This is a genomic window from Sphingomonas qomolangmaensis, assembly GCF_024496245.1.
Taxonomy (GTDB): Bacteria; Pseudomonadota; Alphaproteobacteria; order Sphingomonadales; family Sphingomonadaceae; genus Sphingomonas; species Sphingomonas qomolangmaensis.
Window position 1 is genome coordinate 642,123 of sequence record NZ_CP101740.1, and the last position, 12,572, is coordinate 654,694.

The 12,572-nt window shown below is 68.5% G+C and carries 10 protein-coding genes; all 10 read left to right on the forward strand.

Features of this window, described 5'->3' with window-relative positions; genetic code table 11:
- Nucleotides 1-89 precede the first annotated feature (89 nt).
- Nucleotides 90-734, forward strand: coding sequence for an XrtA/PEP-CTERM system exopolysaccharide export protein (locus NMP03_RS03095; protein ID WP_256507075.1), 645 nt, complete (start codon nucleotides 90-92; stop codon nucleotides 732-734).
- Nucleotides 734-2,269: an XrtA system polysaccharide chain length determinant gene (locus NMP03_RS03100; protein ID WP_256507076.1), complete on the forward strand. Its 1,536-nt coding sequence runs from the start codon at nucleotides 734-736 to the stop codon at nucleotides 2,267-2,269. Before NMP03_RS03095 ends, NMP03_RS03100 begins: the two co-directional genes overlap by 1 nt.
- Nucleotides 2,270-2,279: 10 nt before the next feature.
- A complete protein-coding gene (locus tag NMP03_RS03105) occupies nucleotides 2,280-3,206 on the forward strand; it encodes an AAA family ATPase (RefSeq protein WP_256507077.1) in 927 nt (308 codons plus the stop codon).
- On the forward strand, nucleotides 3,203-4,825 hold the full coding sequence (locus NMP03_RS03110) for a hypothetical protein (RefSeq protein WP_256507078.1): 1,623 nt from the start codon (nucleotides 3,203-3,205) through the stop codon (nucleotides 4,823-4,825). The genes NMP03_RS03105 and NMP03_RS03110 overlap by 4 nt, the downstream gene beginning before the upstream one ends.
- 33 nt (nucleotides 4,826-4,858) lie before the next feature.
- Nucleotides 4,859-5,917: an ExeA family protein gene (locus NMP03_RS03115; RefSeq protein ID WP_256507079.1), complete on the forward strand. Its 1,059-nt coding sequence runs from the start codon at nucleotides 4,859-4,861 to the stop codon at nucleotides 5,915-5,917.
- 14 nt (nucleotides 5,918-5,931) lie between these two features.
- Complete coding sequence (locus NMP03_RS03120; RefSeq protein WP_256507080.1) at nucleotides 5,932-6,774, forward strand: XrtA system polysaccharide deacetylase; 843 nt, start codon at nucleotides 5,932-5,934, stop codon at nucleotides 6,772-6,774.
- Nucleotides 6,771-7,823, forward strand: a complete 1,053-nt coding sequence (locus tag NMP03_RS03125; protein ID WP_256507081.1) for a FemAB family XrtA/PEP-CTERM system-associated protein — start codon at nucleotides 6,771-6,773, stop codon at nucleotides 7,821-7,823. Before NMP03_RS03120 ends, NMP03_RS03125 begins: the two co-directional genes overlap by 4 nt.
- The gene (locus NMP03_RS03130) at nucleotides 7,823-9,007 is read left to right on the forward strand and encodes a TIGR03087 family PEP-CTERM/XrtA system glycosyltransferase (protein ID WP_256507082.1); all 1,185 of its coding nucleotides are present in this window, start codon (nucleotides 7,823-7,825) and stop codon (nucleotides 9,005-9,007) included. The genes NMP03_RS03125 and NMP03_RS03130 overlap by 1 nt, the downstream gene beginning before the upstream one ends.
- Nucleotides 9,004-10,539: an exosortase A gene (gene xrtA / locus NMP03_RS03135; protein ID WP_256507083.1), complete on the forward strand. Its 1,536-nt coding sequence runs from the start codon at nucleotides 9,004-9,006 to the stop codon at nucleotides 10,537-10,539. The genes NMP03_RS03130 and xrtA overlap by 4 nt, the downstream gene beginning before the upstream one ends.
- Before the next feature lie 131 nt (nucleotides 10,540-10,670).
- A complete protein-coding gene (locus NMP03_RS03140) occupies nucleotides 10,671-12,554 on the forward strand; it encodes an XrtA/PEP-CTERM system amidotransferase (protein WP_256507084.1) in 1,884 nt (627 codons plus the stop codon).
- Nucleotides 12,555-12,572 lie beyond the last annotated feature (18 nt).

Here is a 12,572-nt window from a genome sequence, read left to right on the forward strand (position 1 = left end):
CTCTCCGGTCCCATAGCGCTGGCGATCCTGCGCGATTTGGAGGCGGTCGCACCGCCTGCACGGCGCGCGCGAACGGGGAGCGAGGGACGATGCGTTTGGGCTATGGGGCAAGGGGCGCGACCGCGTCGGTGGTGCTGGGCATGTTGCTGGCGGGCTGCGCCGGTGGCGGCGGACGCCCCGAGCTGCCGCCCGCGCAATTCGTCGGCGCGACCGAAGGCCCGGGCGAGGAATATGTCATCGGACCGCTCGATTCGCTGCAGATCTTCGTCTGGCGCAATCCCGAATTGTCGGCGAAGGTGCAGGTGCGCCCCGACGGCCGCATCACCACGCCGCTGATCGCCGACATGCCTGCCACCGGCAAGACCCCGTCGATGCTCGCCGACGACATGAAGATCGCGCTGCGCGAATATATCAAGGACCCGATCGTCTCGGTGATCGTCGAGAATTTCTCGGGGACCTTCAGCCAGCAGATCCGCATCGTCGGCGCGACCGAGAAGCCCGCGTCGCTACCCTATCGCGCGAACATGACGCTGCTCGACGCGATGATCGCGGTGGGCGGGCTTTCCGAATTCGCATCGGGCAACCGCGCGCGGCTCATCCGCTTCGACAAGAATACCGGCAAGCAGAACGAGTTCACCGTGCGGCTCAACAGCCTGCTCAAGGACGGCGATACCAGCGCGAACGTGCGGCTTGCCCCCGGCGACGTCATCATCATCCCGCAGAGCATGTTCTGATGGACGGGCTGTACGACGAGGTACGCGCCGGCATTCATGCGGTGTGGCAGCGCCGCTGGCTGGCGCTGGGCATCGCCTGGGGGCTGTGCCTGGCGGGCTGGCTGGTGGTGTCGCAGATCCCCAACCAATATGTCTCGACCGCGCGGATCGACGTCCAGCTGCGCTCGATCCTGCCCGCGCAGGACGGGTCGGTTGCGCGCAACGAGCAGGAAAAGGATATCGAGCGCGTCCGCCAGACGCTGACCTCGGCGGTGAACCTCAAGAAGGTGGTGCTGTCGACCGACCTCGCCAACACCGTGTCGAGCGACCAGGACATCGCCAACCGCGTGGCGGCGCTGCAAAAGGCTATCAAGATCACCCCGCAGCAGGACAATATCTTCGAGATTTCGGCGACGATCGCCAATGCCGGTGCCTCGGACGCGACCAATGCCAAGCTGGCGCGCGACGTGGTGCAGAAGCTGATCGACATTTTCGTCGAGGATAACCTCGCCAATAACCGTGGCCAGACCAGCCAGTCGCTGCGCTTCCTCGACCAGCAGCTCGACCAGCGGCAGCAGGCATTGCAGGCCGCCGAAACCAAGAAGGCCGATTTCCAGACGCGCTTCCTCGGCTCGCTGCCCGGCACGGGGACGATCGCCGATCGGGTAGGGCAGGCGCGCACCCAATTGGCGCAGGTCAATGCCGACCTCGCCGCGGCGCAATCGAGCCTCGGCGCGGTCAACGGCCAGATGGCGGGCACCCCGCGATCGACCCCGGGCGCTGCCGGCGTTTCGGGGCCGGCGCGCGCGCGGTTGGCGGCGATCCAGGGCCAGCTTGCCGAGGCACGCGGGCGCGGCTGGACCGACAGCCATCCCGACGTGATCGCGCTCAACAGCCAGCTTGCACAGGCGCAGGCCGCGGCGGGCAACGAACCGCTTTATGGCGGCGGCGGCGGGGCATCGAACCCGCTATATTTGAGCCTGCAGGCGATGCAGGCCGATCGCGCGGCGCAGGTTGCCTCGCTCAGCCAGCGCAAGGCGCAGCTCGAGGGCGACCTTGGGCGCCTGAGCGATACGATGGCGAACGAACCCGGTGTCGCGGGCGAGCTGGCGGCGATCGACCGCGATTATCTGGTGCTCAAGGACCAGTATGACAAGCTGCTCACCAGCCGCGAACAAGTGCGGCTGCGCAGCCAGGTGCAGACCGAGACCGATGCGGTGAAGTTCGCGGTAATCGACCCGCCGACGCGCCCGCAGGCGCCCGCTGCGCCCAACCGCCCGCTGTTCCTCACCGCGATCCTGATCCTGGGGCTGGGCGGCGGCGCGGCGGCGGCGTTCGCGATGAGCAAGCTGCGGACCACCTATCCCACCGCCGCGCGGCTCGAAAAGGCGAGCGGCCTGCCGGTGATCGGCTCGATCGGCGAGGTCGTGACCGCGGCGCAGACCGCGATCCGCAAGCGCCAGCTGCGGATGTTCGCGGGCGGGGTCGGCGGGCTCGTCGTCGCCTTCGTCGTGCTGATCGGGGTCGAATTCCTGCAACGCGGCCTGGTGGCATGAGGATCGAACGATGAACGACCAGACCCCCGGCCGCTTCAAGGGCACGCTGCTCGAACGCGCGGCGAAGCTGTACGATTATGCGCCGCTGCCACCGCTCGAGCCCGCGACCGCGCCACCGCGCCGCGCCGAAATGCCGCCCGCGCCAGCCTTCGATCCTGAGCCTTCGGGCTTCACCGAAGCCGAACACTATCCTGCCTTCGTCCCCGATCGGCGCTTCGCCGCGATCGATCCGGTGGCGCTGGGCGACAAGGGGCTGCTCGTCCCCGGCGCGCCCGTCACGCCGCTCGCCGAGGAATATCGGCTCGTGAAGCGCCAGCTGCTCGCCAATGCGCGCGGCATCGCGGGCGATCAGGCGCGCGCGATCCTGGTGTGCTCGGCCAAGCCCGGCGACGGCAAGACGTTTACCGCGATCAACCTCGCGCTGTCGCTCGCCGCCGAAAAGGACGTCGAGATCCTGCTGGTCGATGCCGACATCGCCAAGCCCGACGTGCTCCAGACGCTGGGGATCGACGAAGGCCCTGGGCTGCTCGACGCGATCGGCGATCCCCAGGTGGCGATAGAAGGCTGCATCGTCGAAACCGACGTGGCCAACCTCACCGTACTGCCCGCGGGCACGCGCGGCCATGCCGACACCGAACTGCTCGCCAGTGCGCGCGCACGGACGCTGATCGAGGGGCTGGTCGCCGCCGATCCGCGGCGCATCGTCGTGTTCGATTCGCCGCCCGCGCTCGCCGCCTCGCCCGCCGGGGTGCTCGCGACCCTGGTGGGGCAGGTGGTGGTCGTCGTCCGCGCCGATCGCACCAGCGAGGCCGACCTGCGCGACGCGGTCGCCGCGCTCGACGGGTGCGAGCATGTCCAGTTGATCCTGAATGGCGTCACCCTGCGCCCCGGCGGTCCGCGCCTTGGCGATTACTATGGCTATGGAGCCACCGAATGAGTATTCGCATCCTCTGTGCCGCCGGCAGCATGCTCGGCTGCGTGGCTGTCCCCGCGGTGGCGCAGGAACGCCAGCGAACCGTCAATGTCTCGCCCTATATCCAGGTCGGCCAGGTCCTCACCGCCGATCTGCGCGACGGCGACGTGCTGACCTATTCGACCGTCTCGGCGGGGGTCGACGCCACGGTGAACACCCGGCGGGTCCAGGTGCAGGCGAGCTATCAGTATGAGCATCGCTTTTCGTGGGACGACGATATCGGCGACGACGACATCCATAGCGGCATCGCGCGTGCCGCCGTCGCGCTGGCGCCGGGGCTGAGCCTTGAGGCCGGCGCGCTCGCGACGCGCACCCGATCGGACATCCGCGGCGCCGCGCCGGGAATCCTGGCGGGCAACGTCGCCAATATCAGCCAGCTCTATTCGGCCTATGCCGGGCCGACCTACGCCAATAATTTCGGCGATCTCGGGGTGAATGCCGCCTATCGGATCGGCTATACCAAGGTCGAGACGCCGACCTTCGGCACCGGGCTGCTGCCCGGCGAGCCCGCGTTCGACCTGTACGACGATTCGCTCAACCATCTGGTCACCGGCAGCATCGGCACGCGGCCGGGCACCGTGCTGCCCGTCGGGCTGACGCTGAGCGGCGCCTATACCCGCGAGGATGCCGGCCAGCTCGACCAGCGCTACGAAGGCTATTTCGGCCGCGTCGAGGCGCTGCTGCCGGTCAGCCGCACGCTCGCTCTCACCGCAGGCGTCGGCTATGAATCGATCGAGTCGGGCCAGCGCGACCCGCTGCGCAACGCCAATGGCACCCCGGTGCTCGACAGCAACGGTCGCTTCGTCACCGACGCGAGCAGCCCGCGGCGGCTGGGCTACGACATCGATGGTATCTTCTACGACGCCGGCGTCCTGTGGCGCCCGAGTCCGCGCACCAGCGTCCAGTTCCGCGTTGGCGAACGCTATGGATCGCTGAGCTTCACCGGCACCGCGAGCCACCAGATGTCGGCGAACGAAGGCATCCAGGTCAATATCTACGACAGCGTCCAGACCTTCGGGCGCCAGCTCACCGACGGGCTGGCGGCGCTGCCGACCAGCTTCAACACCCCGTTCGACGGCTTTGGCGACCAGTATAATGGCTGCATCTTCGGCACCCAGGGCGGCGCGGTCGGCGGCTGCCTCAACAACGTGTTCCAGTCGATCTCGACCGCCACCTTCCGCGCGCGCGGGATCGACGCGGTCTATGCCGGCAGCTTCGGCGCGACTCGGCTGGGGGCGGGGGCAGGCTATACCAATCGCCGCTTCTTCGCCGCCGATCCGGGGCCCGATGCCGGCTTCACCATCGACGGGCTGAACGATCAGAGCTATTACCTCCAGACCTTCGCTAGCCGCGCGCTGGGACCCAACAGCGGCGTTACTGCCGATATCTATGTCAATTACTTCGACAGCGGCGTCGGTTTGGGCACAGATATCTGGGGCGCCGGCGCGACCGCTGCCTATTTCCGCCAGATCGGCAGGCTTAACGCGGTGGTGACAGGTGGCATTTATACCTTCGACCAGGAAGGTGGCGGGCAGAGCGACGTTTCGGCGCAAGGTCTGCTCGGCCTGGGCTACAGGTTCTGAACGGGAGCAAGAGGCTTCTTCGAGGATTCGACGATGTACGATGAACATTACGGACTGAGCGGACGGCCCTTCCAGCTGACCCCCGATCCAAAATTCTGGTTCGAGACCGCCACCCACCGCAAGGCGATGGCGTATCTCGGCTATGGCCTGAGCCAGGGCGAAGGCTTCATCGTCATCACCGGCGATCCGGGCGCGGGCAAGACCACGTTGGTCGGCCATCTGATGGACCAGATCGATCGCGAGCGGCTCCACGTCATCAAGATCGTGTCGACCCAGATCGACGCCGCCGAGCTGCTGCATCTCGTCGCCGCCGGGCTCAACGTCGATACCGCGCGATTGTCGAAGGCGCATGTGCTCGCCAGCATCGAGCGCGCGCTCCACGCGATAGCGCGTTCGGGCAAGCGCACGCTGCTGGTTATCGACGAAGCGCAGTCGTTGCCGGTCGGCAGTCTCGAAGAACTGCGGATGCTGTCGAACTTCCAGACGGGCGGTTATCCGCTGCTGCAGATCTTCCTGCTCGGCCAGCCCGAGTTTCGCGACGTTTTGCAGAGCGCGGGCAGCCTCGAGCAGTTGCGCCAGCGGGTGATCGCGATGCACCACCTCGAGCCGATGGAGGCCGAGGAGGTCGAGCCCTATCTGATCCACCGCTTGCAGGTGGTCGGCTGGGAAGGGCGCCCCGACTTCGATGCCGATGCGATCACCGCGCTGCACCGCTGGTCGGGCGGCGTGCCGCGGTTGCTCAACCAGCTTGCGGGCCGGGTGATGCTGTACGGCGCGATCGAGGGGATCGACCGATTCACCGCCGACGACGTCGCGACCGTGACCACCGATATCGACTGCGACATGGCCGACCGCCCGGGCCGCCCCGGCGCCGCGCCGCGCCCGATCCGCGCCGACATCGTGCCGCCGCCTCCCACGCCGCCGCCTGCACCGACGCGCGACGGCGCGCTTGAAGCGCGGATCGCCGAGCTCGAACAGCGGCTCGAGGAACAGGATGCGGCGCTTCGCCGGGTGCTGACGCTGCTGGTCGAGTGGGTCGAGGGTGATGGTGGCCGCCCCGAGCAGACGGTGCTTCGCGGCACCGCCGCCTGAACGGACGCATGTCGATGCGCAACGCCATGTCGGTCGATGTCGAGGACTGGTTCCAGGTCGGCGCGTTCGAAAAGGTCATCGACAAGGCGAGCTGGCCGACGCTCGACCAGCGGGTCGATGCCAATACCAATGCGGTGCTCGACCTGTTTGCCGAGACGGGCATGAAGGGCACCTTCTTCACGCTAGGCTGGGTCGCGCAGCGCAATCCCGCGCTGATGCGCCGGATCGTGGGCGAAGGCCATGAGGTTGCCAGCCACGGCTGGGACCATGCGCGGGTGTTCACGCTCACCGCCGAGCAGTTCCGCGCCGACCTCGCGCGCGCGCGCGCCGCGCTCGAAGATGCCAGCGGGCAGCTTGTCACGGGCTATCGTGCGCCGAGCTTCTCGTTCGACACCCGCACCCCATGGGCGCATCAGGTGCTCGCCGAGGAAGGCTATGCCTATTCCTCGAGCATCGCGCCGATTTCTCATGATCATTATGGCTGGCCCGATGCGCCGCGCGGGCTGTACCGCCCGCTGGCCGATTCGCCGCTGATCGAGTTCCCGGTGACGATCGCGCGGGTGCTGGGCAAGGAAGTGACTGCGGGCGGCGGCTTCTTCCGCTTGCTGCCGTCGCGCGTCGTCGAACGCGCGATCCTGCGCTCGAATGCCGACGACCAGCGCCCGGCGGTGTTCTATTTCCACCCTTGGGAGATCGACCCTGCGCAGCCGCGCGTGAGGGCCGCGCCGCTCAAGTCGCGCGTTCGCCACTATAGCCGGCTGGGCGCGATGGCGGGCAAGCTGCGCCGGCTGGCGCGGGGGCATGCCTGGGGCCGGGTCGATGCGGTGGTCGGCGCGCAAGCCCCGCTGATCGCGTGAACGCGCGTGCGCTTCCCCCGGCCACCGTCCGCACGGCTGATCTGCGTGACGCCGGCGAGTGCGCGCGCATCATCGCCTTCGTCGAGGCGCAGCCCGATGCGACGCCCTTTCATCTGCCGCAATGGAGCATCGCCACCGCGAAGGGCTGCGGCCAGGTCGCGCAGTATCTGGTGGCCGACCGCGGCGATGCCGGGATCGTTGGGGTGCTGCCGCTTACCGAGGTTCATTCGCCGCTGTTCGGGCGGGCGCTCGTCTCAACCGGCTTCGGTGTCGATGGCGGGATATTGGGGGAGGGGGACGCTGCGTTGGCGCAGGCGGCGTGGCGGCTCGCCGAGCAGCTTAGCTGCCCTACGCTCGAACTACGCGGCGGCGGCGATCCGGGCGAGGGGTTCGTGCGCAACACCGCGAGCTATGTCGGCTTCGCGCGCGACCTTGCTCCCGATGACGATGCCGAACTGCTCGCGATCCCGCGCAAGCAGCGCGCCGAGGTCCGCCGCGCGCTCGGCTTCGACCTCGAGGTGACGATCGATGCCGATCCGCGCGATCATTATACCGTTTATGCGCAGTCGGTGCGCAACCTCGGCACCCCGGTGTTTCCGGCGAGCCTTTTCCGCGCGGTCCTCGTGGCGTTCGGTGACGCTGCCGACATTCTGACGGTTCGGCATCAGGGCAGGGCGGTCGCCAGCGTGCTGAGCCTGTATTGGCGCGGCACCGTCTATCCCTATTGGGGCGGCGGCACGGCCGAAGCGCGCGCGCTGCGCGCCAATGACCGGATGTATTTCGCGCTGATGGGGCATGCCCGCGCGCGGGGCTGCACCCGCTTCGATTTCGGACGCTCGAAGACCGGCACCGGCGCGGCCGCGTTCAAGAAGAATTGGGGGTTCGAGGCGATCCCGCGCACCTATTATACCCGCACCGCCGATGGCAGCGCACCGCGCGAGATCAATCCGCTTAGCCCCAAATACCGGCTGCAGGTTCGGGCGTGGTCAAAGCTGCCGCTGCCGATCGCCAACCGGCTGGGGCCGTGGATCGCGCGGGGGCTGGGCTGATGCGCGACATCCTGTTCCTGGCGCATCGCGTGCCCTTTCCCCCCGATCGCGGCGACAAGATCCGCGCGCATCACGTGCTCAAGCATCTGGCGAAGCACGCGCGCGTCCATCTGGTCGCGATGGCCGATGTCGAGGCCGACCTGCACCATGATGCGGTGCTCGCCGAGCATTGCGCGAGCCATGCCGTGATCTGGCGGTCGATGGGGCGCGCGCAGGCTGCTGCGACTGCACTGCTGCGCCGCCAGCCGATCTCGATCGCCGCCTTCGCGCATCCCGAATATGCCCGGGCGGTGCAGCGCACGCTGGCGGCGCATCCGATCGACACGATCTTCGTCTATTCGGGGCAGATGGCGCAATATGTCCCCGCCGCCTTTGCCGGGCGCATCGTGATGGATTTCTGCGACGTCGATTCGGCCAAGTTCGCCGATTATGCCGAGGGCGCGTCGCTGCCGATGGCGATAATGATGCGCCGCGAGGATCGCCTGCTCGCGCGGTTCGAGGCGCAGGTCGCGGCGCGTGCCGATGCCAGCCTGTTCGTCAGCGAGGCCGAAGCTGCGTTGTTCCGGTCGCGCACCGGCGCCGCGCGGGTGCAGGTGATCGAGAACGGCATCGATACCGGCTTCTTCGACCCCGCCGCAGGGTTTGCGGGGGCAGGGGAAGCCGGCCCGTTGATCGTCTTCACCGGGCAGATGGATTATCGCCCGAATGTGGATGCGGTCATCTGGTTCGCGCGTGAAGTGATGCCGCTGGTCCGCCGAAGCCACCCGACCGCGCGCTTCGCGATCGTCGGGCGGGCGCCCGTGCCGGAGGTATCGCGGCTGGCCAGCGAGAGCGTGCTGGTGACCGGCGAAGTCGCCGATGTGCGCGGCTGGCTCGCTGCCGCTGCGGTGGTGGTCGCACCGCTCAAGATCGCGCGCGGCATCCAGAACAAGGTGCTCGAGGCGATGGCGATGGCGCGCCCGGTGCTCGCCAGCGCCGCCGCCGCCGAGGGGATTGATCATGCCGGCACGATCACCGTCGCCGACACCCCCGCCGGCTATGTCTCGGCGATCGATGCGCTGATCGCCGGCCCCGGCGACCTCGGCCCCGCGGCGCGGCGGCAGGTCGAGCGGCGCTATGGCTGGCCGGCACGGCTCGGGCCGCTCGATGCGTTGCTCGGGCTCGAAACCAGGGCCGCGGCGTGACGATCGCGATTTCGGCGGCGGATTTCGCCCGCGCCGGCGGCTTCGACGTGCGCTGGCGTCGCCACGCCGCGTTCCTGGCCTTCGCCTGGGCGGCGATCCTGCTGATCTTCGCGCGCGACGTCGCCGATTTGGCCGACATCTACTGGAACTCGACCACCTTCGGGCATTGTCTGTTCATCCTGCCGGTGGTCGGCTGGCTGGTGTGGCAGCGCAAGGAAGCGCTGCCCGCGGTGCCGGTGGCCGCCTGGTGGCCCGCGCTCGCGCTGGTGGCGCTGGGGGCGCTCGGCTGGTTCGTCGGCGAGATCGCCGGGGTCGCGCTCGCACGGCATCTCGGGCTGGTGCTGATGCTCCAGGGCGCGGTCGTGACAATCCTGGGACCGCAGGTCGCGTGCGCGCTGCTGTTCCCGATCGCGTATCTGCTCTTCCTCGTGCCCTTCGGCGAGGCGTTCGAGGCGCCGCTGCAGGACGTCACCGTCGCGCTGCTGATGCCGATGCTCCACGCCGCGGGGGTGCCCGCGGTGGTCGACGGTGTGCTCATCACCACCCCCAAGGGCTATTTCGAGGTGGCCGAGGCGTGTTCGGGGGCGAAGTTCCTCATCGCGATGCTCGCTTACGGCGTGCTCGTCGCCAATGTCTGCTTCGTGTCGTGGCCGCGCCGCGCGGCGTTCATGGTCGTCGCGATCGTCGTGCCGATCCTGGCCAACGGTGTGCGCGCCTGGGGGACGATCTATGCCGCCGAACTGACCTCGGTCGAGGCGGCGACGGGGTTCGACCATATCGTCTATGGCTGGGTGTTCTTCGCCTTCGTGATGGTCGCGGTGCTGGCGATCGGCTGGCGCTGGTTCGATCGCGATCCCGATGCGGCGTGGTTCGATGCGAGCCGGCTGCAGGCGATTCCCCGCCGTACCACCGACGTTTTCCGCGCGACTGGCTTTGTCATCGCGATTGCGGTGGCCGCCGCGGGCTGGGCGCACGCGATCGACGCGCGCGCCGCGCCGCTGCCCGATCGGATCGCGCTGCCAGAAGTTCCAGGCTGGACCCGCGTTCCCACCGCGACCGCCGCGCCCTGGGTACCGAATTACCCCGGCGCCGACCGTTTCGCGATGGCGCGCTATGGCGATGGATCGGGCGCGACGGTCGATCTCGCGATCGCGGTCTATGCCAACCAGCATGAGGGCAAGGAGCTCGTCGGCTTCGGCATTGGCGCGATTCGGGAGAATGATCGCTGGATCCGCGTTCACGACCTGCCCGATCTGGCGGGCGGCGCGGCGCTTCGCATGACGCATGCCGGCCCGATCGAGCGCGAGACGGTGACGTGGCACCGCATCGGCGCTACGCTCACCGGCGACGCAAGGCGCGTGAAGCTGGAGACGCTGCGGGTGAAATTGACGGGCGACGACAGCCGCGCGGTGGCGGTGCTGGCATCGACGGTGCGGGTGCCGGGGCAGGACAGCCGCGCGGTGCTGGAACGCTTCGTCGCGGCGGCGGGGCCGATCGAACGGATGGCCGATCGCGCCTCGGGGCGCAGATGAGAGCTATCCATCGTCATTCCCGGGCGGGCGGGGATCGATATCTGCAACCGCGGCGGATGGTCCGGCAACACTGGATCCCCGCCGTTGCGGGGATGACGAGCGTGGGTGCCGGGGCAGGGGACACGCGCTGAATGTGCGGCATTGCAGGCCTGTTCTACCCCGGCACCCCCAAGCCCGTCGAACCCGCGCGCATCGCCGCGATGACCGACGCGCTCGCGCATCGCGGGCCTGACGGGTCGGGAATCTGGACCGCGCCCGGCGTGGGCTTCGGCCACCGCCGCTTGTCCATCATCGACCTGGCGGGCGGGCGGCAGCCGATGGCGACCGACGATGGCGAGATCACCGTCACCTATAATGGCGAGATCTACAATTTCGCTGAAGTCCGCGCCGAACTCGAGGCGAAGGGCGCGCACTTCCGCACCGCGGGCGATACCGAGGTACTGCTGCACGGCTGGCGCGCATGGGGGCCTGAGCTGCTCGATCGGCTCAACGGCATGTTCGCCTTCGCGCTGCACGACAGCCGCCGCCAATCCCTGTTTCTCGCGCGCGACCGGATGGGGGTGAAGCCGCTCCATTATGTCGAACTTGCCGACGGCGCGCTTGCATTCGCGTCCGAACTGAAGGGATTGCTCGCGCATCCTTTGCTGCGGCGCGAACTCGACGTGCGCGCGATCGAGGATTTCATGGGGCTTGGCTATGTCCCCGACGATGCCTGCCTGATCGCCGGAGCGAAGAAGCTCCCCGCCGGCCACTTCCTGCTGGTCGAACGCGGGCATCCGGTGCCGCAACCACGCAAATGGTGGGACGTCGATTTCTCGCAGCGTGCCAAGGGCAGCGCCCGCGACCTGCAGGCCGAACTCACCGATCACCTGCGCGCCGCGGTGCGATCGCGGATGGTCGCCGACGTGCCGCTGGGCGCATTCCTGTCGGGCGGGGTCGATAGCTCGGCGGTGGTGGCGCTGATGGCCGAGGCGAGCCCGCGCGCGGTGCAGACCTGCACGATCGGCTTCGACGAGGCGGGGCATGACGAACGCGCGCACGCACAGGCGATCGCCGATCGCTTCGCCACCGATCACCGAGTCCGCACCGTCGCTTCGGACGATTTCGCGTTGATCGACACGCTGGTGGCGGCGTTCGACGAACCCTTTGCCGATGCCTCGGCGCTCGCCACCTATCGCGTCTGCGAACTGGCGCGCGAGCGGGTGACGGTGGCGCTGTCGGGCGACGGTGCCGACGAGGCGATGGCGGGCTATCGCCGCTATCGCTTCCACGCCGCCGAGGAGCGGGTGCGCGGGCTGTTGCCGGCGGCGCTTCGCCGTGGTGCCGGCGCGCTCGGGGCGATCTACCCCAAGGCCGATTGGGCACCGCGTCCGCTGCGCGCCAGGACGACCTTGCTCGCGCTCGCCGAAGATGGTCCGACTGCCTATGCCAAGTCGGTCGGGGTGACGTTGCCCGCGATCCGCGAGGGGCTGTACAATGCCGCCACCCGCCGCGCGCTTGGGGGCCATCGCGCCGAAAGGCGCTATATCGAAACGATGCGCGCCGCGCCGGCCCGCGACGGGCTCGACGCCGCGCAATATGCCGATTTCAAGCATTGGCTGCCCGGCGACATTCTCACCAAGGTCGATCGCACCAGCATGGCGGTGAGCCTCGAAGCGCGCGAACCGTTGCTCGACCACCGGCTGATCGAATTCGCCGCGACGCTGCCAACTTCGCTCCGGATACGAGGCAGCGAGGGCAAGTGGCTGATGAAGAAGGCGATGGAGCCGTATCTGCCGCGCGAAATCCTGTATCGGCCCAAGATGGGGTTCGTGACGCCGATCAGCGCGTGGTTCCGTGGGCCGCTGGCCGATGATGCCGCGAACCTGGCACGGTCGGCGGTGCTCGCGACGTGGTTCGAGCCGGCGGCGATCGAACGGCTGGCAAGCGAGCACAAGGCGGGGAGGGCCGAGCATGGCCGGACGCTGTGGCAATTGCTGATGCTGGAGAAGAGCGTCGCGCGGTTGTTCGCTTAAAACCCTCTCCTGCTTGCG

Bases quoted from the DNA above. Each gene is read 5' to 3' on its own strand.
- NMP03_RS03140 (WP_256507084.1), top strand. From the start codon at position 10,671: ATGTGCGGCATTGCAGGCCTGTTCTACCCCGGCACCCCCAAGCCCGTC.
- NMP03_RS03110 (WP_256507078.1), top strand. From the start codon at position 3,203: ATGAGTATTCGCATCCTCTGTGCCGCCGGCAGCATGCTCGGCTGCGTG.
- NMP03_RS03100 (WP_256507076.1), top strand. From the start codon at position 734: ATGGACGGGCTGTACGACGAGGTACGCGCCGGCATTCATGCGGTGTGG.
- NMP03_RS03105 (WP_256507077.1), top strand. From the start codon at position 2,280: ATGAACGACCAGACCCCCGGCCGCTTCAAGGGCACGCTGCTCGAACGC.
- NMP03_RS03115 (WP_256507079.1), top strand. From the start codon at position 4,859: ATGTACGATGAACATTACGGACTGAGCGGACGGCCCTTCCAGCTGACC.
- NMP03_RS03095 (WP_256507075.1), top strand. From the start codon at position 90: ATGCGTTTGGGCTATGGGGCAAGGGGCGCGACCGCGTCGGTGGTGCTG.
- NMP03_RS03120 (WP_256507080.1), top strand. From the start codon at position 5,932: ATGCGCAACGCCATGTCGGTCGATGTCGAGGACTGGTTCCAGGTCGGC.
- NMP03_RS03130 (WP_256507082.1), top strand. From the start codon at position 7,823: ATGCGCGACATCCTGTTCCTGGCGCATCGCGTGCCCTTTCCCCCCGAT.